16 protein-coding genes are annotated in these 22,516 nt (G+C 68.6%); 7 read left to right on the forward strand and 9 right to left on the reverse strand.

Annotated features, from left to right (window positions below):
- Positions 1-19: 19 nt before the first annotated feature.
- The 3 genes from ACVCL3_RS07120 to ACVCL3_RS07130 all read right to left on the reverse strand — a co-directional run bounded on the left by ACVCL3_RS07120 (position 20) and on the right by ACVCL3_RS07130 (position 2,983).
- Entirely contained in the window at positions 20-718 is a 699-nt protein-coding gene (locus ACVCL3_RS07120; RefSeq protein WP_447097087.1) for an esterase/lipase family protein, read from the reverse strand.
- 49 nt (positions 719-767) lie between these two features.
- A complete protein-coding gene (gene aspS / locus ACVCL3_RS07125; RefSeq protein ID WP_447100825.1) occupies positions 768-2,531 on the reverse strand; it encodes an aspartate--tRNA ligase in 1,764 nt (587 codons plus the stop codon).
- Between the two features lie 128 nt (positions 2,532-2,659).
- Positions 2,660-2,983: an FmdB family zinc ribbon protein gene (locus ACVCL3_RS07130; RefSeq protein WP_447097089.1), complete on the reverse strand. Its 324-nt coding sequence runs from the start codon at positions 2,981-2,983 to the stop codon at positions 2,660-2,662.
- 425 nt (positions 2,984-3,408) lie between these two features.
- On the opposite strand from ACVCL3_RS07130, the gene ACVCL3_RS07135 reads away from it, so the two are divergent.
- Both ACVCL3_RS07135 and ACVCL3_RS07140 read left to right on the forward strand, forming a co-directional pair.
- Complete coding sequence (locus ACVCL3_RS07135) at positions 3,409-4,137, forward strand: CsgG/HfaB family protein (RefSeq protein WP_395116804.1); 729 nt, start codon at positions 3,409-3,411, stop codon at positions 4,135-4,137.
- A gap of 349 nt (positions 4,138-4,486) precedes the next feature.
- Positions 4,487-6,907 carry a TonB-dependent receptor plug domain-containing protein gene (locus tag ACVCL3_RS07140; RefSeq protein WP_447100826.1) on the forward strand — a complete coding sequence of 807 codons (2,421 nt, stop codon included), beginning with the start codon at positions 4,487-4,489 and terminating at the stop codon, positions 6,905-6,907.
- Positions 6,908-7,020: 113 nt separating this feature from the next.
- Here the strand turns inward: ACVCL3_RS07140 and clpB are convergent, their stop codons facing one another.
- The gene (gene clpB, locus ACVCL3_RS07145) at positions 7,021-9,606 is read right to left on the reverse strand and encodes an ATP-dependent chaperone ClpB (RefSeq protein WP_395116800.1); all 2,586 of its coding nucleotides are present in this window, start codon (positions 9,604-9,606) and stop codon (positions 7,021-7,023) included.
- Positions 9,607-9,766: 160 nt separating this feature from the next.
- Between clpB and otsB the strand changes: the two genes are divergently transcribed.
- Genes otsB through otsA form a run of 3 tightly spaced genes read left to right on the forward strand, consistent with a single transcriptional unit; the run spans position 9,767 to position 13,780 of the window.
- On the forward strand, positions 9,767-10,606 hold the full coding sequence (gene otsB / locus ACVCL3_RS07150; RefSeq protein WP_447100827.1) for a trehalose-phosphatase: 840 nt from the start codon (positions 9,767-9,769) through the stop codon (positions 10,604-10,606).
- A complete protein-coding gene (locus tag ACVCL3_RS07155; protein WP_395116796.1) occupies positions 10,566-12,371 on the forward strand; it encodes a glycoside hydrolase family 15 protein in 1,806 nt (601 codons plus the stop codon). Before otsB ends, ACVCL3_RS07155 begins: the two co-directional genes overlap by 41 nt.
- Entirely contained in the window at positions 12,371-13,780 is a 1,410-nt protein-coding gene (gene otsA, locus ACVCL3_RS07160; protein ID WP_447097093.1) for an alpha,alpha-trehalose-phosphate synthase (UDP-forming), read from the forward strand. The genes ACVCL3_RS07155 and otsA overlap by 1 nt, the downstream gene beginning before the upstream one ends.
- On the opposite strand, the gene pgeF is transcribed toward otsA, so the two are convergent.
- Together pgeF and rluD are read right to left on the reverse strand one after the other, a co-directional pair.
- The gene (gene pgeF, locus ACVCL3_RS07165) at positions 13,771-14,520 is read right to left on the reverse strand and encodes a peptidoglycan editing factor PgeF (protein ID WP_447100828.1); all 750 of its coding nucleotides are present in this window, start codon (positions 14,518-14,520) and stop codon (positions 13,771-13,773) included. The genes otsA and pgeF overlap by 10 nt on opposite strands.
- A 74-nt stretch (positions 14,521-14,594) precedes the next feature.
- Positions 14,595-15,569: a 23S rRNA pseudouridine(1911/1915/1917) synthase RluD gene (rluD, locus tag ACVCL3_RS07170; RefSeq protein WP_447097095.1), complete on the reverse strand. Its 975-nt coding sequence runs from the start codon at positions 15,567-15,569 to the stop codon at positions 14,595-14,597.
- A 70-nt stretch (positions 15,570-15,639) separates the two neighbouring features.
- Between rluD and ACVCL3_RS07175 the strand changes: the two genes are divergently transcribed.
- Positions 15,640-16,506 (forward strand): outer membrane protein assembly factor BamD, encoded by an 867-nt coding sequence (locus ACVCL3_RS07175; RefSeq protein WP_447100829.1) that lies wholly within the window; start codon positions 15,640-15,642, stop codon positions 16,504-16,506.
- Positions 16,507-16,594: 88 nt separating this feature from the next.
- On the opposite strand, the gene ACVCL3_RS07180 is transcribed toward ACVCL3_RS07175, so the two are convergent.
- The 3 genes from ACVCL3_RS07180 to sucC form a co-directional block, all read right to left on the reverse strand.
- Positions 16,595-18,265, reverse strand: a complete 1,671-nt coding sequence (locus ACVCL3_RS07180) for an NAD+ synthase (protein ID WP_447100830.1) — start codon at positions 18,263-18,265, stop codon at positions 16,595-16,597.
- Between the two features lie 183 nt (positions 18,266-18,448).
- Positions 18,449-19,321 (reverse strand): succinate--CoA ligase subunit alpha, encoded by an 873-nt coding sequence (gene sucD / locus ACVCL3_RS07185; RefSeq protein WP_395116784.1) that lies wholly within the window; start codon positions 19,319-19,321, stop codon positions 18,449-18,451.
- 14 nt (positions 19,322-19,335) lie between these two features.
- On the reverse strand, positions 19,336-20,499 hold the full coding sequence (sucC, locus tag ACVCL3_RS07190; RefSeq protein WP_447099541.1) for an ADP-forming succinate--CoA ligase subunit beta: 1,164 nt from the start codon (positions 20,497-20,499) through the stop codon (positions 19,336-19,338).
- 299 nt (positions 20,500-20,798) lie between these two features.
- On the opposite strand from sucC, the gene ACVCL3_RS07195 reads away from it, so the two are divergent.
- Positions 20,799-22,442 (forward strand): sensor histidine kinase, encoded by a 1,644-nt coding sequence (locus tag ACVCL3_RS07195; RefSeq protein WP_395116780.1) that lies wholly within the window; start codon positions 20,799-20,801, stop codon positions 22,440-22,442.
- The last annotated feature ends 74 nt before the right edge of the window (positions 22,443-22,516 follow it).

Here is a 22,516-nt window from a genome sequence, read left to right on the forward strand (position 1 = left end):
ATTGGACAAGCGGGCAATTTTACCTGAAATCGGCAGGTGTGCCGGCGCCCGGCTCCGCGGCAAATCGCCCCTCGCGCAGGAAACAGGCCACCCGCCGCGCCACCTCCGGCGAGAACAGCAGACTGGTGTGGCTCGATTCGACCACGCAATGGTCGGCCAACCCCGGCAGGCGCGTCTCGGCCACCGCCACGGTGCCGTCGTGCTCGCCCTCCAGCTGACCCAGCACGGCGCCCAGCCCCAGCGCGACGCGGCCGGCGATCACGCCCACCTCGCGCTCGCCATCCCAGCGCTCGAACCCTTCTTCCAGCAGTTGGCGGTTGTGTCCCAGCAACAGCTCGCCGCCGCGACCCCAGCGGGCAAAACCGCGCGCGGCGGCACTGCCGCGCAGTGGCGAGCCGAGGCAGACGATGCGTCCCGGCGGCAGCGCCTTGCCGTCGCTGCAGGCCCGCAGCGCGAGCAGCCCGCCCAGGCTGTGGCCGACCAGGTGCACCGCGTCGGCCTCGCCGGCCAGCGTGGCGATGCGCTGGTGCAGGCGATCCAGGATGTGCTGCTGGCTGGCGGCCACGCTCAGGTAATCGAAGCGGTGCACGCGAAAGCCGGCCTCCATCAACCGGTGATGCAGCATGGACAGCGCGAACCCGCGCATCCACAGGCCGTGCAGCAGGATCACGTGGGCCTGCAGCCGGGACTCGGGATCGGGGTTTCGGGATTCGGTCATCACGCGTCTCGCCACCACCGGCTGTCGGCAAGGGTACGCGCCTCGCGCCTCAGGGCTTGCCCTCGACGGTCGCCACCGACAACTCCTTCAGCTGGGCGGCGGATACCGGCGACGGTGCGTCGGTCATCAAGTCCTGCGCGCTGGTGGTCTTGGGGAAGGCGATCACGTCGCGGATCGACTCGGTGCCGGCCATCAACGCGGCGATGCGGTCGATGCCGAAGGCGATGCCGCCGTGCGGCGGCGCGCCGAACTTCAGTGCCTTGAGCAGGAAGCCGAACTTGGCCTCCGCTTCGCCGGCGCCGATGCCCAGCAGGCCGAACACCGCGCTCTGCATCTCCGGGCGATGGATGCGGATCGAGCCGCCGCCGATCTCGTTGCCGTTGAGCACCATGTCGTAGCCGCGGCTGACCGCGGTGGCGGCATGGCTCTTCAGGTCGGCGATGTCGTCGATCTTCGGCGCGGTGAACGGATGATGCAGGGCCACGTAGCGCTGCTCGTCCTCGTCGTACTCGAACATCGGGAAGTCGGTAACCCACAGCGGCTTCCAGCCCTCCTCGACCAGGGAACGATCCTTGCCGACCTTGAGCCGCAGCGCGCCCATGAAGTCGGTGACGGTCTTCCACTTGCCCGCACCGACGAACACGATGTCGCCGGATTGCGCGCCGGTCGCATCGAGCACGGCATCGAGCGCCATGTCATCGAGGAACTTGGCCACCGGCGAGCTGATGCCCTCGCGGCCCTTCGCGCGATCCTCGACCTTGATCCAGGCCAGCCCCCTGGCGCCGTAGCGGGCGACGTACTCGGTGAGCCCGTCGATGTCCTTGCGCGACAGCGCCGCAGCGCCGGGCACGCGCAGCGCGGCCACGCGGCCGGCCGGATCGTTGGCCGGTTCGGCGAACACCTTGAACTCCACGCCCTTCAGCGCGTCGGCCACGTCGACCAGTTCCAGAGCGATGCGCAGGTCCGGCTTGTCCGAACCGAAGCGGCGCATGGCTTCGGCCCAGGTCATGCGCGGGAAGCTCGCATCGAGCTCCACACCCTGCACCTCGCGGAACACGTGGCGGATCAGGTCCTCCACCATGTCCTGCACGTCCTTCTCCTCGACGAAGGCGAACTCCATGTCGAGCTGGGTGAATTCCGGCTGGCGATCGGCGCGCAGGTCCTCGTCGCGGAAGCAGCGCGCGATCTGGTAGTAGCGGTCGAAGCCGGCCATCATCAGGATCTGCTTGAACAGCTGCGGCGACTGCGGCAGCGCGTAGAACTGGCCCGGATGCACGCGGCTGGGCACCAGGTAGTCGCGCGCGCCCTCGGGCGTGGCCTTGGTCAGGATCGGCGTCTCGATGTCCTGGAAACCGCGCGCGTCGAGGTAGCGCCGCAGCGTCTGCACCAGCCGTGTGCGCTTGCGCAGCATCGCCTGCATCTCGGGGCGGCGCAGGTCGAGGTAGCGGTAGGTCATCCGCATGTCCTCGTTGGGATTCTCGTGCAGCGCGAACGGCAGGTCCCTCGCCGGGTTGAGGACCTCCACGGTGTCGGCGAGCAGCTCGACCGTGCCGGTCTTGAGCTTGTCGTTCGCCGCCAGGCGGCGACGCAGCGTGCCGGTGACACGCAGGCAGTACTCATTGCCGATCTCGCCGGCGATGGCGAACGCCGCGACGTTGTCGCGCTCGATCACCACCTGCGCCACGCCCTCGTGATCACGCAGGTCGACGAAAGCCACGTGCGCCTGCAGGCGGATCGTGTTGACCCAGCCGCAGAGGGTGACGGTCTGGTCGATCAGGGCCTCGTTGACGAGGCCGCAGTAATGCGTGCGCATGCGCTGGAAACTCCGGGCCGACTGGCGGCATGAACGGGGGAAAAGACCCGGAATCTTAGCATCGCCGGCCTTCCGGCAAACGCCGGGCCGCCGCGGCTGGAGCCGAACGGGAGGACGCGCGGGCGGACTCAATCCGCCGCCGCGGCCGCCTTGGCGGGTGCAGCGGGCTTGGCGGTGGACGCCTCCGGCGCCGCCGCCGGCTTGCCTTCCGGGGCCGGCTTGCTGCCCTCGCCCGCCGTGGTGCCGGCGAGATTGTGCTTCTTCTCGCCGTCCTTCTTGAAATCGGTCTCGTACCAGCCGCTGCCGGCCAGGCGGAACGCCGGCGCACTGACCCGGCGGTGCAGTTTGGCTGCCGCGCAGGCGGGGCAGACGGTGGGATCGGCATCGGACAGCTTCTGCAGGCGATCAAAACGATGGCCGCAGCCGCTGCATTCAAATTCGTAGATGGGCATGGTGGTTTCTGGACTCCGGACCAGGATGGAGCGGGACTGGTCGCAATATCGGGTGGGCCGGCGCCGATTTCAACGCGGGCGGCGCGACCGGGCCGCGGGGCCGGCACGCACAGGGCGTCATCGTAGCGGCGCCACCGGGTGGTCGCCAGATCCGCGGGCGGCGGCGGTTCCCGGCGGCCGCGGGAGGGGCGACGACCTGGCCGGCGGAATCCCGCGGACAGGGTTTCACGGCCGGCGCCTACACGTCCACGGCGCGCCACGCTTGAACAGGGAGCCGAAAAACGGCCACTATGGCCTGCGCCGCACGCGGTGCAGCCGGGTGGGCGCCGCCACGGCGTCGGCCACGCCGTCGGCGCCGCGGCTTGCCGGCGCGAGGGCCGGCAATCAGGGGGTTATCAGCGCTCCATCAAGCGGAGGGGACAACGATGAAACGAACACGACGATTTGCCACCGGCACCATGCTGGCGCTTGCCGTGCTGGCGAGTGGCGCCGCCATGGCCCGCGAAGCACCGACCTTGACCGTCGCGGTGGTCGACTTCACCAACAACAGTGACTCCGTCGCCTGGTGGCACGGCGGCGTCGGCTCGCAACTGGCTGACGTGCTCAGCAACGAACTCAGCGCCACCGGCGACTTCAAGGTGATCGAGCGGCAGAAGATCAACGCCGTGCTGGCCGAGCAGGATCTGGCCAGCTCCTACCGCATGCGCCCGGGCAGCAGTCCGCACACCGGCAACATCACCGGTGCGCAGTACCTGATCACCGGCAGCGTCGCCTCGTACACGGAAGACACCTCCAACACCGGCGGCGGCCTCAGCTTCGCCGGCTTCCACGTCGGCGGCGGCCAGGCCAAGGCCTATGTGGCGATCGACCTGCGCGTGATCGACGCGGAAACCTCGGAGGTCGTGTTCTCGCGCACGGTGGAAGGGCGCAGCACCGACAAGGCGATTCGCCTGAGCGGCTACACCCGCGGCGTCGGCGGCGACTTCGGCCACAAGGAGAAGACGCCGGCCAGCAAGGCGGTGCGCGCCGCGCTGATCGAGGCCACCGATTATCTCGACTGCGCCATGGTCAAGCGCGACGGCTGCGAGGCCCGCTACGAGCAGAAGGAACAGAAGCGTCGCCAGGGCGACCGCGATTCGCTGGATCTCGACTGAAGAGGTCGCCGGGTTCTCGATGTCGAAGCCCGGCCGCGCACCACCGGATGCGGATCGGGCACACCGGTGCCCGATCCGCGCGAGCGCAGCCACGCCTGCATCATGTCGCCGTTTGCGTGGCACCGATGGCGCCATGATGCGTTCGCGAGGCGCTCGTGCGGAGGATGGCGCAAACCCCTCGCAAGTTCCTTCGCCGCGCCGACGGCGCCGCGCTTGACAGGTCATTCTGCAGCAACCTAAGTTCGAGCCCGTCAGGGACGCACGACACCACATCCCCGAGCGAATGCGCGTGCCACGTCGTAGTCATGGACCCGCCGACTACATGCTCGCCATTGCCCGGGGTTCGCGCATGCAAGCCAAATCATTCCCGATCCGGGGCGGCCTCGCCGCCGCCATCGCCCTCGTCCTGTCCTCGTTTGCCCTCTCCCTGCCCGCGCGCGCCCAGGACCCCGGCGCCGCGCCGGACAAGCCTGCCGCCAAGGATGTCACCGCACTGCAGGCGGTGGTGGTCACCGGCACCCGCGTGTTCGACCGCACCGAAGCCACCTCGCTGGCGCCGATCGACGTGCTGACGCCGAAGGACCTGGTCGGTACCGGTGCCACCGACCTGGCCACCGCGCTGCGCGTGCTGCTGCCCTCGTTCAACTTTCCGCAGCCCTCGGTGACTGACGCCACCGACGCGATCCAGCCCGCGCAACTGCGCGGGCTCTCGCCGGACCAGACGCTGGTGCTGATCAACGGCAAGCGCCAGCACACCACCGCGATCGTCAACGTCAACGGCTCACTGGGCCGCGGCTCCTCGCCGGTGGACATCAACGCGATCCCGGTCAACGCGATCGAGCGCGTCGAGGTACTGCGCGACGGCGCCGCGGCGCAATACGGTTCGGACGCGATCGCCGGCGTGATCAACATCATCCTCAAGGGTGGCGCGCAACACGGCTCGCTCAGCCTCACCGGCGGCCAGTACAGCAAGGGTGACGGCACCACCTGGCAGGGCGGCGCCGATGGCGGCTTCAAACTCGGCGACAAGGGCTGGGTGCACCTGAGCGCGAACGCCAGCCACCAGGACCCGACCAATCGTGCCGGTGCCGACGTGCGCTACCCGGGTGATCCCAGCTACGGGCAAGTCACCTTCCACTACGGCATCCCGCTGGTGCGGGCCAGGCAGGCGGCGATCAACCTGCAGTACGACTTCACCCCGAACGCGCAGCTCTACGCCTTCAGCCTGTTCAACAAGCGCGACGTCAGCGCCGGCGGCTTCTTCCGTTCGCTGTCGACCTATGCCGGCAGCTACCCCGGCGCGGCGGCGGTCTATCCGGACGGCTATCTGCCGATCGAGAACAGCGCGATCCGCGACGACAGCGAAGTGCTCGGCTTGCGCGGCACGGTGGCCGGCTGGCATTACGACCTCAGCGCCAACACCGGCGGCAACCACTGGAAGCTGCACACCAGCGACACCTACAACTACTCGCTGGACCCGGATTCGCCCACCGGCTTCTACATCGGCACCCTGACCAACCGGCAGGATGTCTACAACGCCGACTTCAGCCGCGACTTCCAGCCCGCCATGCTGCCGAACGGATTGTCCGTGGCCTGGGGCCTGGAATACCGCCGCGAGGAGTTCACCCTCAAGCAGGGCGACGCGGCCTCGTACGCCGGCTCCGGCGCGCAGGTGTTCCCCGGCTACCAGCCCGGCGACGCCGGCTCGCACTCGCGCAAAAGCCGCGCGCTTTACGTGGACCTGGAGAGCGACCTCACCGACAAGCTCTCTGCCGGGCTGGCGGTGCGCCGCGAGCATTACAGCGATTTCGGCGGCACCACCTCGGCCAAGTTGTCCGGGCGTTTCGCGTTGACCGACACGCTGGCCCTGCGCGGCACCGTGTCGAACGGTTTCCGCGCGCCGTCGCTGCAGCAGGAGTACTACTCCAGCACCGCGATCAACTTCGTCGCCGACGGCAGCGGCAACCTGATCCCGTACACGATCCGTACCTTCCCGGTCAGCAACCCCGCCGCGCAGGCGCTGGGTGCGCAGGCACTGAAGCCGGAGAAATCGCGCAACTACAGCCTCGGCCTGGTGCTGACCCCTTCCAGCGGCTTGTACACCACACTGGATTTCTACCAGATCGACATCGACCACCGGATCATCCTCAGCGGCAACCTGGTCGGAACGCCCGTGCAGGATTACCTCACCTCGGTGGGCATTCCGTTCGTCAGCGGCGGCCGCTTCTTCACCAACGCGGTCGACACGCGCACGCGCGGCGTCGACCTGGTGGCCACCTGGCCGCTGCAGCTGGAACACTCCGCGCTGAAGTTCACCGGCGGAGTGAACTACAACAAGACCGACATCCGCGCGATCGCGCCGAACCCGCCGCAACTGGGCCTGGTCGGGCTGACCTTGCCGATCATCGACCGCACCGAACAGGGCCGCATCACCAAGGGTGCCCCGCGCACCAAGGCGTTCCTCGCCACCGACTGGAACGTCGGCAACTGGAGCTTCCACGGCCAGCTGACCCGCTACGGCCAGTTCACCACGCTGGGCAACAACCCGGCCACGGACCAGACCTACGGCGCACGCTTCGTGCTCGATGCCAACGCGAACTACGCATGGAACAACTGGACCTTCACCGTGGGCGCCAACGACCTCAACAACGCCTACCCCGAACGCAGCAGCGCCGCCAACAACTTCCACGGCATCCTGACCTACTCGGGCTCGTCGCCGTTCGGCTTCAGCGGCGCGTACTACTACGGCACGGTGGCCTATCACTGGTGAGCTGATCGGCTGGGGCAAGGTCGACGCGCGGGATCTGCGCTGCGGCCTCCACACGGGAACCGACACCGAACCCGGCGCGCCGGAAGCATCCGCCGCGCCGGGTTGACCCGCGGCTACCGGAACACCAGCTGGCCGCCGGCGGTCGACACGTGGATGGTGTCGCCGCCCTGGAAACGACCCTCCAGGATCTGCCGCGCGAGCGGATTCTCCAGTTGCTGCTGGATCGCCCGCTTCAGCGGCCGTGCGCCGTAGACCGGATCGAAGCCGACGTTGCCGAGCAGGGTCAGCGCGTCGTCGCCCACGTCCAGCTTGAGCTGCCGCTCGGCCAGGCGCTTCTCCAGGTATTCGAGCTGGATCTTCGCGATGGCGCGGATCTGGTTCTTGTCCAGCGGCCGGAACACCACGATCTCGTCGAGCCGGTTGATGAACTCGGGGCGGAAGTGCGCCTGCACCACGCCCATCACCGAGGCCTTCATCTGGGTGTACTGCTCCTCCGCGTCGCCGCCGCTTTCCGCCGCGTCCTGGATCATCTGCGAGCCGAGGTTCGAGGTCATCACGATGACGGTGTTGCGGAAGTCCACGGTGCGGCCCTGGCCGTCGGTGAGGCGGCCGTCGTCCAGCACCTGCAGCAGGATGTTGAACACGTCCGGGTGCGCCTTCTCCACCTCGTCGAGCAGGATCACGCTGTACGGCCGGCGCCGCACGGCTTCGGTCAGATAGCCGCCTTCCTCGTAGCCGACGTAGCCCGGGGGCGCGCCGACCAGGCGCGAGACGGAGTGTTTCTCCATGAACTCGCTCATGTCGATGCGCACCATCGCGTCGGTGGTGTCGAACATGAATTCGGCCAGCGCCTTGCACAGCTCGGTCTTGCCCACGCCGGTGGGGCCCAGGAACAGGAACGAGCCGTTCGGCCGGTTCGGATCGGACAGGCCGGCGCGCGAGCGGCGGATCGCGTCGGCCACGGCGTGCACGGCCTCGTCCTGGCCGACCACGCGCTTGTGCAGCTCGTCTTCCATCTTCAACAGCTTGTCGCGCTCGCCTTCCAGCATCTTGCTGACCGGGATGCCCGTCCAGCGCGACACCACTTCGGCGATTTCGTCGGCGGTGACGCGCGTCTGCACCAGCTTGAAATCCTGCGTCTCGGCGGCCTGCGCCGCGGCGAGCTGCTTTTCCAGTTCGGGCAACTTGCCGTACTGGATCTCGCTCATCCGCGCGTAATCCTGCGCGCGCCGCGCCGCTTCCAGATCCTGGTTGGCCTGTTCGATCTGCTCCTTGACCTTGGTCGTGCCCTGCAGCGCGGCCTTCTCGGATTTCCACACCTCGTTGAGGTCGGAGAACTCGCGTTCGAGCTTCTCGATGTCGGCTTCCAGGTCGGCCAGGCGCTGCTTCGATTCGCTGTCCTTCTCCTTCTTCAGCATCTCGCGCTGGATCTTGAGCTGGATCAGCCGACGTTCGAGCCGGTCCAGTTCCTCCGGCTTGGAGTCGATCTCCATGCGAATGCGGCTGGCGGCCTCGTCCATCAGGTCGATCGCCTTGTCCGGCAGCTGGCGGTCGGCGATGTAGCGGTTCGACAAGGTCGCGGCGGCGACGATCGCCGGGTCGGTGATCTCCACGCCGTGGTGCACGGCATAGCGCTCCTTCAGGCCACGCAGGATCGCGATGGTGTCCTCCACCGATGGCTCGCCCACGAACACCTTCTGGAAGCGCCGCTCCAGCGCGGCGTCCTTCTCGATGTACTGGCGGTATTCGTCCAGCGTGGTGGCGCCGATGCAGTGCAGCTCGCCGCGCGCCAGGGCCGGCTTGAGCATGTTGCCGGCATCCATCGCGCCCTCACCCTTGCCGGCGCCGACCATGGTGTGCAATTCGTCGATGAACAGGATCACCCGGCCTTCCTGCTTGGCCAGGTCGTTGAGCACGGCCTTGAGCCGTTCCTCGAACTCGCCGCGGAATTTGGCGCCGGCGATCAGCGCACCCATGTCCAGCGCCAGCACCCGGCGACCGCGCAAGCCCTCGGGCACTTCGTCCTTGATGATGCGCTGGGCCAGGCCTTCGACGATCGCGGTCTTGCCCACGCCGGGCTCGCCGATCAGCACCGGGTTGTTCTTGGTGCGCCGCTGCAGCACCTGGATGGTGCGGCGGATTTCCTCGTCGCGGCCGATCACCGGGTCGAGCTTGTTGCGCTCGGCGCGCTCGGTGAGATCGATGCAGTACTTGTCCAGCGCCTGACGCTGTTCCTCGGCGTTCTCGCTCTGCACCTTCTCGCCGCCGCGCAGCTTCTCGATCGCCGCTTCGAGATGCGCCCTGGTCGCCCCGGCGGCCTTCAGTGCCGCGCCCAGTTCGCCCTTGTCCTCCAGCGCCGCGAGCACGAACAGTTCGCTGGCGATGAACTGGTCGCCGCGCTGCTGCGCCAGCTTGTCGGTGAGGTTGAGCAGGCGGTTGAGGTCGTTGCCGAGATTGATGTTGCCCTCCTGCCCGCGGACCTGCGGCAGGCGATCGAGCAACTCGTTCACGCGCTGCATGAGCATCGGCACGTTGACCTGCGCCTGGGTCAGCAGCGGGCCGGTCGAGCCACCCTGCTGGTTGAGCAGCGCGGCCATCACGTGCGCCGGTTCGAGCATGTTGTTGTCGCGGCCCACGGCCAGCGACTGCGCGTCGGCCAGCGCCTGCTGGAACCGCGAGGTGAGTTTGTCCATTCGCATGTCGAGAATCCCCGCATCGGTAGGGCGGCAATCGCCACGGCGCAAACGTGTGGCCGGAATGCACCGATTCAAGCTGGCCCGGTCCGCCGATCGCCGTTCACCGTGGCCGCACGCGGCGCATGGCCGGCTCTTCACATTCACCCTGTTACGGTGCGGCCCGATGTCCACGCCACGCCCCGCCAACGCCACGACCCACGCGCCGCTTCCCCCTCCGCCGCTGCCCACCGCAGACACTGCCTGGGCGCTGTTGCTGGACGTGGACGGCACCTTGCTCGACTTCGCTGATGACCCGCATGCGGTGCGCGTAGACAACGAGCTGCTCGCCCTGCTCGACGCGCTGCACGGGGCGACCGACGGCGCGCTGGCGCTGGTCAGCGGGCGCCGGCTGGACGACATCGACCGCCTGTTCGAGCGCCCGCACCGGGCCGCCATCGGCCTGCACGGAGTGGAGCTGCGCGCGGCTACCGGCGAACTGCGCCGCCACGTGGTGATGCCGCTGCAACAGGCGCGCATGCAACACGAGGCGCAGGCGCTGGCCGCGCGCTTTGCCGGCGTGCAGCTGGAAAACAAGCAGCAGGCGGTCGCGCTGCACTGCCGCGGGTCGTCGGACGAGTGGCAACAGTTGCGCGAGGCGGCCATCGGCGCGATCGCCCATCTGCCCGGCTACGAACTGCAGGCCGGTCGCCGCGTGCTGGAGTTCAAGCCAGGCGGCATGGACAAGGGCCGCGCCGTCGCCGAACTGCTGCAAGGCGAACCGTTCAAGGGCCGGCTGCCGGTCTACCTCGGCGACGACCTCACCGACGAGCACGCCTTCGACGCGGTCAATCGCGCGCACGGACTCAGTGTCCGCGTCGGTGACCGCCATCCCAGCGCCGCGCGCTTCACCCTGCCCGATCCGGTCGCCACGATCGCCTGGCTGGCCCGCGTCCTGGGCGCACTGATGCAAGGAGCCCCCACCCATGCCCGACCATCCGAACGAGAAACCTCGCGCCAGTCTTGAACTGGGCGTGATCGGCAACGGCAGCGTGGCCGCGCTGGTCGACAGCCACGCGCGCATCGTCTGGTGTTGTCTGCCGCGGTTCGATGCCGACGCCAGCTTCTGCAGCCTGCTCTCGCCGACCCTCCCCGGCGGGGACTGGGCCATCGAGCTGGAGCACTTCGACCATGCCGAGCAGTTCTACCTGCGCAACACCGCGGTGCTGGTCACGCGGCTGTTCGACCGCCAGGGCGGCGCGATCGAGATCACCGACTTCGCCCCGCGCCACCGCGCCTCCGGCCGGCTCTACCATCCCGAAATGCTGGCGCGGCGCGTGGCGCCGATCTCCGGTTCGCCGCGCATCCGCGTCCGCATGCGCCCGCTGTGCGACTATGGCGCGCGCACGCCGCAGACCACCTCCGGCAGCAACCACATCCGCTACCTGCTGAGCGACACCATCCAGCGACTGACCTGCGACGTGGCGCCGCTGATGGTCGAACGCGGCCTGCCATTCGGCCTGGAGCAGCCCGCGCACTTCCTGTTCGGTCCGGATGAGACGCTGGAAGGCAACGTGTCGGACTTCATCCACCTGGCACTGGAACGCACGCTGGACTACTGGCGCGAATGGACCCGCTACCTGTCCATCCCGTTCGAGTGGCAGGAGGCGGTGATCCGCGCCGCGATCACGCTGAAGCTGTGCCAGTACGAGGCCACCGGCGCGATCGTGGCGGCGTTGACCACCTCGATCCCGGAGTCGCCCGGCAGCGGGCGCACCTGGGATTACCGCTACTGCTGGCTGCGCGACGCCGCCTTCACCGTGCGCGGCCTCAACCGGCTGGGCGCCACGCGCTCGATGGAGGAGTACATCCGCTACGCCTTCAACCTGGTCGCCAACCGCGGGCAGGCCGAACTCGGCCCGGTGTTCGGGATCACCTTTGCCGAGCAATTGCCCGAGCGGCAGGTCGACACGCTGGCCGGCTACCGCGGCGACGGGCCGGTACGCGTGGGCAACGACGCATGGCAGCAGCGCCAGAACGATGTCTACGGCTCGGTGCTGCTGGCCTCGGCACAACTGTTCTTCGACCAGCGCCTGCAGCATCGCGGCGACAAGGTGACTTTCGAGCGGCTGGAGCAGCTGGGCAAGACCGCACTGCGCATGGCCGAAGAACCCGATGCCGGCCTGTGGGAGTACCGCGGGCGCATGGCCGTGCACACCTACTCGGCGGCGATGTGCTGGGCCGCGTGCGACCGTCTGGCGCACATCGCCACCGAGCTGGGGCTGGAGGACCGCGCGCGCTGGTGGCATGACGAGGCGGCCGCGCTGCACGGGCGCATCGAAGCGCGCACCTGGAACGAAAAGCTTGGCCATTTCGTCGACGCCTACGACGGCGAGCGGCTGGACGCCAGCCTGCTGCTGCTGGCCGACATCGGGTTCGTCCAGGCGAGCGACCCCCGCTTCGTCGCCACCGTCGACGCGATCGGCGACAAGCTCGGCCATGGCGACTACATGTTCCGCTACATCGCGCCGGACGACTTCGGCGCGCCGGAAACCAGCTTCAACATCTGCACGTTCTGGTACATCGACGCGCTTGCCGCCACCGGCCGCGAGAAGCGCGCCCGCACCACCTTCGAGAACATGCTCGCCCAGCGCACCACGCTGGGCCTGCTCTCGGAGGACATCGCGCCGAAGACGGGCGAGCCGTGGGGAAACTTCCCGCAGACCTATTCGCTGGTGGGGCTGATCCAGTCGGCGATGCGCCTGTCCCGCCGCTGGGAGGACGCCATGTGATGGCGCGCAAGACTCCCGGCCGGCTCATCGTGGTCTCCAACCGCGTCGCACTGCCCCACCAGACCGCCGCTGGCGGGCTCGCCTCGGCCCTGCGCGCGGCGCTGGCCGAAAACGGCGGGCTGTGGTTCGGCTGGAGCGGCAAGGTGAGCGCCGCCGAGACCGGCGCCGAACTGCACCAGGCCAGCGACCACGGCATCGACTACGCCACCGTGGACTTCTCGCGCGCCGACCACGACGCGTTCTACGCCGGCTTTTCCAATGGCGCGCTATGGCCGCTGCTGCACTACCGGCCGGACCTGGTCGACTACCAGCGCAGCCATCTGGACGGCTATCTGCGGGTCAACCGGATCTTCGCCGAGCGCCTGCGTCCGCTGATCGGCCCGGACGACACGATCTGGGTCCACGACTACCACCTGATCCCGCTGGCCGCCATGCTGCGCAAGCTCGGCGTGAAGAACCGCATCGGCTTCTTCCTGCATACGCCGCTGCCCGCCGCCGGCCTGCTGATTGCCCTGCCCAACCACCACGAGCTGCTGGAAACACTGGCCAGTTACGACCTGATCGGCGTGCACACCCATCGCGACCTGCGCGCGCTGGAGGATTATTTCCTGCACGAGGCCGGTGCGGTGATGCGCCTGGGCGGGCGCATGCGCATGCCCGGCGGGCGCGAATTCCGCGCCGGCGCCTTCCCGATCAGCATCGACACCGAACACATCGCCGGGATCGCGCAGAAGGCCGTGGGGCTGAAGGAAATCGTGCAGCTGCGCGAAAGCACCCGCGGCATCGCGCTGATCATCGGGGTCGACCGGCTGGACTATTCAAAGGGCCTGCCACATCGCTTCCAGGGCTACGCGCGGCTGCTCGAACGCGACCCGGAGCTGCACCGCCACGTCACCTTCATGCAGATCGCGCCGCCCTCGCGTGGCGCGGTGCTGGAGTACCGCGCGATCCGCCGCGAGCTGGAGCGCAGCGCCGGCCACATCAACGGCAAGTACGCCGCGCCGGACTGGGTGCCGATCCGCTACATCAACAAGTCGTTCCCGCACCGCCTGCTCGCCGGCTACTACCGCAGCGCGCGCGTGGGCCTGGTCACGCCGCTGCGCGACGGCATGAACCTGGTGGCGAAGGAGTACGTGGCCTGCCAGGACCCGGAAGACCCCGGCGTGCTGGTGCTCTCGCGTTTCGCCGGAGCCGCGCTGGAGCTGGGCGATGCCTTGCTGGTCAACCCGGCCGACACCGAAGAGGTCGCCGACGCCCTGGAGCAGGCGCTGCACATGCCGCTGACCGAACGGCGCCGGCGCTGGAAGGCGATGATGCGGGTACTGCGCCACAACGACATCACGCATTGGCGCACCAGTTTCCTGGAGGCGTTGCGCGCGCCCGGGAAACCCGCGCCGGATCAGCCCTGAGCGAGCCAGATCAGGCTGGCGAAGCGGCCGCTGGCGGCGCCGTCGCGCCGGTACGAGTAGAAACGCGGGTCGGCATGGGTATCGTCGCCGCCGCCGTAGACGCGCGTCACGCCCGCGCGCGCCAGGCGCTGCCGCGCCAGTGCGACCAGGTCGCAGCGCCAGTGGCCCGGGCGCGTGGCCTCGAAGCACGCCGCGGCAGCCGCGTCGCGCGCGACGAACGCGGCGCGCACTTCCTCGCCCACCTCGTACGACGGCGCGCCGATGCACGGGCCCAGCCACGCCAGCACGCGCGCCGGCGGGCTGACCATCTGCGCCAGGGTGGCCTCCAGCACGCCGGCGGCGAGACCGCGCCAGCCGGCATGGGCCGCACCGATCTCGCCGCCATCCTCGCTGCACAAAAGCACCGGCAGGCAATCGGCGGTGAGGATCGCCAGCACCGTGCCGGGAATGTGCGAGACCGCCGCATCCGCCTGCGGCTCGTGTGCGCTGGGCAGCGGGCCGAGTTCGGCCACGCCGCAACCGTGCACCTGATGCAACCAGCGCGGCGCGGCCGGCAGTCGCAGCGCCTGCTGCAGCGCGCCGCGGTTCGCCATCACGGCCTCGGCCGCATCACCGCAGCGCAGGCCGAGGTTGAAGCGCTCGAACGGCGCGGAAGACACGCCCGGTCCCAGCCGCGTGGTGACGGCCGCGTGGACTTGCGGCGGCGCGGGCCAGTCGGGAAAGATCCAGCTTTCAGTCATGGGGCCGGGATTGGAGATCGGGGATCGGGGATTCCCCAAGCATCGCACGGCTGGCGGCGGCGCGTACCGACCCATCAATACGGGTCCGGACCGTGTTCGGCCAGATCCGCACGCAGCGCCTCGATCAGGGCCAATTGATCGGCGGGGCGTTCGGCCGTGAACGACAGCGCCTCGCCGGTGACCGGATGCACGAACGAGAGTTTCTCCGCGTGCAGCGCCTGCCGGCGGAAGCCGCGCAAGGCGGCGACCAGACCGTCACTGGCGCCCTTGGGCAACTTGAGGCCGCCGCCGTACAACGGGTCGCCGATCAGCGGGTGGCCGATGTGCGCCAGGTGCACGCGGATCTGGTGGGTGCGGCCGGTTTCCAGCTGGCATTGCAGCAGGCTGTGCGCGCGGAAGCGCTCGCGCACGCGGTAATGGGTCACCGCGCGCTTGCCGTCCTCCTCGTCACGCACGGCCTGGCGCAGGCGGTCGCCCATGCTGCGGCCGATCGGCTGGTCCACCGTGCCGCCGGCCACCATCGTGCCCATCACCACGGCTTCGTACTGGCGTTCCACTTCGTGCCGCGAGAGCAGATCGACCAGCGCGGTATGGGTGGACAGCGTCCTGGCCACCACCATCAGGCCGGAGGTGTCCTTGTCCAGCCGATGCACGATGCCGGCGCGCGGCAGCTCGGCCAGCTGCGGGTCGTGGTGCAGCAAGCCGTTGAGCAGCGTGCCGGCCGGGTTGCCGGCGCCGGGATGCACCACCAGTCCGGCGGGCTTGTCCAGCACCAGCAGGTCGGCATCCTCGTACACGATCGTCAGCGCAATCGCCTCGGGCTGGCTGTGCACTTCCGTTTCCAGTTCGACATCCAGCTCGACCCGCTCGCCGCCGCGCAGCAGTTGCCGCGGCGCAGCCGGGGCGCCATCCAGGGTCGCCGCGCCGGCCTTGATCCAGCCGCTGAGCCGCGAACGCGAATAGGCGGGGAACATCTCGGCCAAAGCCTGGTCGAAGCGACGGCCTGCTGCACTCAGCGGAACCTCCGCCTGCTGCCGTATGGTGGTCATGCCAGCCCCCGCGGGCGGCAACCGGTTTCAGTTATCATGCCTGTTCGTTCCGACATCCGAATTCATTCCTATGCGCCCATCCAGTGGCTCGACCACGCCATCGTTGTTCCCGCTGCACGCCGCCAGGCTGCTCGCCGTGGTCGCCCTGGTGGCCGTGCTTGGCGCCTGTTCGATGTTCGGCCGCAAGGGCAACACCATCGACACGATGCCGCTGGAGCCGCTGTACAACCGCTCCCACAGCTTCCTGGAGGCGGGCAATTACTCCGGCGCGGTGCGGGCGTTCCAGCGCCTGATCGCGCGCTTCCCGTCCGGTCCGTACAGCGAGCAGGCCCAGCTTGAGCTGGCCTATGCGCAATTCAAGGACAACCAGCCGGACGAGGCATTGTCCACCATCAACCGCTTCATCAAGACCTATCCGGCCAACAAACACGTCGATTATGCCTATTACCTGCGCGGCCTGATCAATTTCGACCGCACCAGCGGCTTCATCGAGCGCTTCACCAAGCGCGCCGGCGGGCTGACTCGCCGCGACCAGGGCTACAACCTGCAGGCGTTCGACGATTTCTCCGAACTGTCGCGGCGCTTCCCCGACAGCGCCTACACCGCCGACGCGCGCCAGCGCATGATCTACCTGCGCAACCTGCTGGCGCAGTACGAGATCAACGTGGCCGAGTTCTACCTGCAGAACAAGGCCTACATCGCGGCGGCCGACCGCTCGCAGTACGTGATCGAGCACTACCAGCAGGCGCCGCAGACCGGCGACGCGCTGGCCATCCTCGCCCGCAGCTACCTGGCGCTGGACCGCAAGGAACTGGCTGCGCAGACCCGCGAAGTGCTGGCGCTGAACTATCCGAACCACCCCTATCTCACCGATCCCAAGTGGCCGCACGCACCCTCGCTGGTGCGCAAGATGATTCCGTTCTCCGGGCATCATTGAGTTTGGCCGCTGCGCGGCCGGGAATGGGGAATGGGGAATAGGAAAAGCAGGCGCAGGAGCGTCGGGCGCCCCCCCCCGGAGTCCCGATTCAACGCCACCCTGACGTGATCGGGTAACGGCGTTCGCGGCCGAAGGCGCGCGTGGTGACGCGGGGGCCGGGGGCGGACTGGCGGCGTTTGAACTCGTTGAGCAACACCAGCCGCGCCACCCGCTGCACCGTCGCGGCATCGTGGCCCGCGGCCACGATCTCCGCCTGCGACTGCTCACCCTCGATGAAGCGTTCGAGAATCGCATCCAGCTCGTCGTACGGCGGCAGCGAATCCTGGTCGACCTGGTTGTCGCGCAGCTCGGCCGAGGGTGGACGGGCGATGACCTCGGGGGGAATCGGCAATCGGGAATCGTGCATCGTCGAAGAGCCGGATGTCGGCGAGGACATGCGTTCCCGGTTACCGGCTCCATTGCGCCACCGCGCCAGCCGATACACCACCGTCTTGTACACGTCCTTGAGCGGCGCGTAGGCGCCGCACATGTCACCGTACAGGGTGGCGTAACCCACGGCCATTTCACTCTTGTTGCCGGTGGCGAGCAGCAGGCGGCCGTGCTTGTTGGACAGCGCCATCAGCATCACGCCGCGCGTGCGCGACTGCAGGTTCTCCTCGGTGGTGTCGGCGGCCTTGCCGGCGAAGGCGGGAGTGAGCGCATCCATGAACGACTGGTACGTCGCCTGGATCGGGATCACGTGGTAGTCCACGCCCAGCTGCTCGGCCTGCGCGCGGGCACCGTCGAGCGAGAGCTGCGAGGTGTAGCGGGTGGGCATCATCACCGCGGTGACGCGCCGGGCGCCCAGCGCGTCGACCGCCAGCGCCAGCGTCAGCGCCGAGTCGATGCCGCCGGAAAGGCCCAGCAGCACGCCGTCGAAGCGGTTCTTGTCGATGTAGTCGCGCACGCCGCGGACCAGCGCCGCGTACAGCGTCGCCTCCATCGACGAGTCGGCCGGCACCGGCCAGTCGATCGCCGCGAGCGTGCGCGTGGCCGGGTCGAACTCGGCCCACAGCAGCGCGTCGACGAAGGCCGGCGCCCGTGCCGCGATCGACCCGTCGCCGTTGACCAGGATCGAGGCGCCGTCGTAGACCACCTCGTCCTGGCCGCCGACCAGGTTGAGGTAGGCGATCGCGCAGCCGGTTTCGCGCGCCCGCGCCGCCAGCACGACCTCGCGCTCGGCCTGCTTGCGGTCGTCCCACGGCGACGCATTGATCACCACGATCAGCTGCGCGCCCGCAGCCGCGGCCTGCGCGGCCGGCTCGGGCTGCCACACGTCCTCGCAGATCAGCAGGCCCACGCTCACGCCCTCGATCACGCGCGTCGTGGTGCCGTTGCCGGGGCGGAAATAGCGCAGGTCGTCGAACACGCCATAGTTGGGCAGCGCCTGCTTGTGCGCGGTGCACTCGATCCGCCCCTCGCGCAGCAGGCTGGCGCCGTTGTAGACCTCGCCGGCGCTGTGCGGATGGCCGACCAGCGCCGCGACGCCCTGCGCCGCGCAGGCCAGCGCGCACAGCTCGCGCTCGCAGGCGGCGAGAAAGCTCGGCCGCAGCAGCAGATCCTCCGGCGGATAGCCGCTCAGGGTCAGCTCGGGAAAGGCCACCAGCGCGGCGCCGCCTTCGCGCGCCTGCGCCATCAGTCCTGCCGCCTTGGCGGCATTGGCCGCCACCGCGCCGACGGCAAAATCGTGTTGGGCCAGCGCCAGTCGCAGCTTTGCCATGGACGCAGCATTCCTTGGATTCAATCGGCGAATGGTAGTGGAATGCCGCGCCGGGTGGCCCGTCCACGCGGGCGCTGCATTCAGATCCGCCGATCGTGCGGCGGATCGTTGCCGGCGCGTGACGGCGCCGAAGCCAAAAAAAAGGCCGCGCAATGCGCGGCCCTTGTTCTCCTGCGCCAACGCCTACTTCATCAGCTTGGCGAGCGCCTTGCCCAGGTCGGCCGGCGACTTCACCGTGGTGACGCCGGCCTTCTCCAGCGCGGCGAACTTCGCCGCGGCGGTGCCCTTGCCGCCGGAGATGATCGCGCCGGCATGACCCATGCGCTTGCCCGCCGGAGCCGAGGCGCCGGCGATGAACGAGACCACCGGCTTCTTCACGTATTCGCCGATGAACTCGGCGGCGTCTTCCTCGGCGCTGCCGCCGATCTCGCCGACCATGATGATGCCTTCGGTCTGCGGATCGTCCTGGAACAGCTTGAGGCAGTCGATGAAGTTCAGGCCGTTGATCGGGTCGCCGCCGATGCCGATCACCGTGCTCTGGCCGAGGCCTTCGTTGGTGGTCTGGAACACCGCCTCATAGGTGAGCGTGCCGGAGCGCGAGACCACGCCGACCCTGCCCTTGCTGTGGATGTGGCCGGGCATGATGCCGATCTTGCATTCGCCGGGGGTGATGATGCCGGGGCAGTTCGGCCCGATCAGCACGATCTCCGGATGCTGCTGCAGCACGTTCTTCACGCGCAGCATGTCCAGCACCGGGATGCCTTCGGTGATCGCCACGATGGTCTTGATGCCCGCGTCGATCGCCTCGAGGATCGAGTCCGCCGCGAACGGCGGCGGCACGAAGATGACGGAGGCGTCGGCGCCGGTTTCCAGCACCGCTTCATCGACCGAGTTGAACACGGGCAGGCCGATGTGCTCCGAACCGCCCTTGCCCGGGGTCACGCCACCGACGACTTTGGTGCCGTAGTCGATGCACTGCTGTGCGTGGAAGGTGCCCTGCTGGCCGGTGAAGCCCTGCACCAGCACCTTGGTGTCTTTGTTTACGAGAACGCTCATGTTTCGATTGCTCCTCAGGCCTTGGCCGCAGCCACGGCTTTCTGCGCCGCGTCGTTGAGATCATCCGCCGGCGTGATCGCCAGGCCGGAGTTGGCCAGCAGTTCGCGGCCCTGATCGACATTGGTGCCCTGCAGGCGCACCACCACGGGAATCTTCAGGCCCACTTCCTTGACCGCGGCGATGATGCCCTCGGCGATCATGTCGCAGCGGACGATGCCGCCGAAGATGTTGACCAGGATGCAGTTGACCTTGTCCGAGGAGGTGATCAGCTTGAACGCCTCGGTCACCCGCTCCTTGGTGGCGCCGCCGCCGACGTCGAGGAAGTTGGCCGGCTCGCCGCCCGCCAGCTTGATCACGTCCATGGTGGCCATCGCCAGGCCGGCGCCGTTGACCATGCAGCCGATGTTGCCGTCCATCGTCACGTAGTTGAGGTTGCTCTGCTGCGCGGCGGCTTCGGCGGCGTCTTCCTGGGTCAGGTCGCGCATCGCGGCCAGGTTCGGATGACGGAACTCCGCGTTGTCGTCGGAGTTGACCTTGCCATCCAGCGCAGCGAGGTTGCCGTCTTCCAGCACGGCCAGCGGGTTCAGCTCGACCAGGGCCAGGTCCTGCTCGTTGAACAGCTTGTACAGGCCCAGCATGATCTTGGTCAGCTGGTTGACCTGCTTGTTGTTGAGGTCCATCGCGAAGCCGAGCTGGCGGCACTGGTACGGCTGCAGCCCTTCGACGAAATCGACCACGATGGTGTGGATGTCTTCGGGCGTGTCGCGCGCCACCTGCTCGATGTCCACGCCGCCATGCTTGGAGGCGATGAACGAGATGGCCTTGGAATCGCGGTCCACCAGGATCGACAGGTACAGCTCGCGGGCGATGTCGGTGGCGTCGGTCACCAGCACCAGGTTCACCGGCAGCGCACGCCCGGCCGACTGGTAGGTTGCCATGTTGGTGCCGAGCATGCCCTTGGCGGCGGCGCGCACGTCGTCGAAGCTCTTGCAGAACTTGACGCCGCCGGACTTGCCGCGGCCGCCGGCGTGGATCTGCGCCTTGACCATCCATTGCGTGCCACCGAGCGCCTTGGCGGCATCGACGGCGGCGTCGGGGGAGTTGGCGACCTTGCCCGGCGGCACGGCGATGCCGTACTGCGCGAACAGTTCTTTGGCCTGGTATTCGTGGAAATTCATTCGATACCTCGAGCGAACGGAGAAACGATGACGGCCGCACGCATGAAGAAAGGCGTGGGTCAGGGGATCGGCGGTGGAATCACACACGACCCGGTCGCGGCACAAGGGCCGGACACGGGCCGAACCGCAGCAAACGGCCGCCCATTTTCGCGGAAGCGGGCCGCAATGGAAAGGGCGCAACCGCATCGCGACCGGCCGGGCGGCGATTTTCCGGCCTCCACGAAGGTGGCGCGGCCCCCGCCCGGGCTTGCCCGGGGCGTCATATACTCGACCGCAACCGCACCGGAATCGCAGCCTACGTGTCTACCCTAGCTACGTTAAACGATCCGCGCGCAGGGACGGCCACGATCCGCCACGAGCTGTCGTTCCTCAATGTTTTCAGGCTGGTGCAGGCGCTGGTGTACGTCGCCCTGGCATTCAGCCCGCCCGGCATGGGCTGGCCGCAGCTGGCCGCGCCGGGCTTCGCGCGCACGCTGGCCACGCTGTACCTGATCTTCGCGCTGCTGGCGCTGCTGCTGAACCGGCGCAGCATGGCCCACGCAAAGACCGCCGTGGCCGCCACCCTGGTGGTCGACGTCGTCGCCGCGGTGCTGGCGATCGTGGCGATGCACGATGCGCGCATCGGTATCGCGATGATGCTGGCGGTCAACCTCTGCGCCGGCGCGCTGATCCTGCCGCTGCGCATGTCCGGTTTCTTCGCCGCGCTGGCGACGCTGGGCATGCTGGGCATCTCGCTGTTCGGCTGGTCGCTGTCGCCCCACGCCGGTGACCGCGACCTGCTCGAAGCGGCGCTGTTCGGCCTGGCCTATTTCGCCACCACCGCCCTGTGCAGCGTGCTGGGCCAGCAGCTGCGCGCCACCGAGGCGCTGGCCGAGCAGCGCAGCACCGACCTGGCTAACCTGTCGCAGATCAACGAACTGATCATCCGCCGCATGAAGACCGGCGTGCTGCTGGTGGACGACGCCAACCGCATCCACCAGATCAACGAATCGGCCTGGATGCTGCTGGGCAATCCCGGCGCCGACCAGCGCGACCTCGGGCTGCTGGCGCCGGAGCTGTCGCGCCGGCTGTACCACTGGATGACCTCGGGCAAGCTCGACGAAACCGCCACCCAGCTCGCCGACGGCGTCCCGGAAGTGGTGCCGCGCTTCACCCGGCTGGCGCCGAACGACGACTCGCACGTATTGATCTTCCTCGACGACACCTCGCTGCTGTCGCGCCGCGCGGAGGAGCTCACGCTCAGCTCGCTCGGCCGGCTGTCGGCCTCGATCGCCCACGAGATCCGCAACCCGCTGGCGGCGATCCGCTACTCGGCGCAGCTGCTGGCCGAATCGCGCACCATGGACGGCGCCGACCAGCGCATGGTCGAGATCATCAACAACCACTGCGTGCGGCTCAACGAGATCATCGAGAACATCCTGCAGCTGTCGCGCCGCGAGCGTTCGCGCCCGGAAGCGCTGGACCTGGGCGACTGGGCGCAGGATTTCGTGGAGGAATACCGCCAGGGCAACGACCTCGGCGCCGACTCGCTGCGCGCGATCGCCAGCACCGGCGTGGCGGTGGTCGCGCTGGCCGATCCGCAGCAGCTGCAACAGGTGGTGTGGAACCTGGTGCAGAACGCGCTGCGCTACGGCCGCCTGCCCGGCGAGCCGGCGCGGGTGATGGTGGTCGCACGCCAGGGCGAGCATGGCGTGCCGATCCTCGAGGTGATCGACCGCGGCCCCGGCATCGCGCCCAAGGTGGCCGCACAGATCTTCGAGCCGTTCTACACCACCCACGAATACGGCACCGGCCTGGGCCTGTACCTGGCCAAGCAGATGAGCGAGGCCAACCAGGCCGCGCTGGAGTACGTGCGCGTGGCCGGCGGTGGCAGCTGCTTCCGGCTTACCCTGACGCCGGCGCAGATGAACCGCGGCGCCGGCGACGGCGAGCCCGAAGCCTGAACGCTCCGGCAGGCCGCCGACGCCGCGCGCCGGCTTTGCTCTTGACTTGGGCCGCGGTTATTCTTGAGCCACCC

It is taken from the genome of Rhodanobacter sp. UC4437_H4, assembly GCF_052978425.1.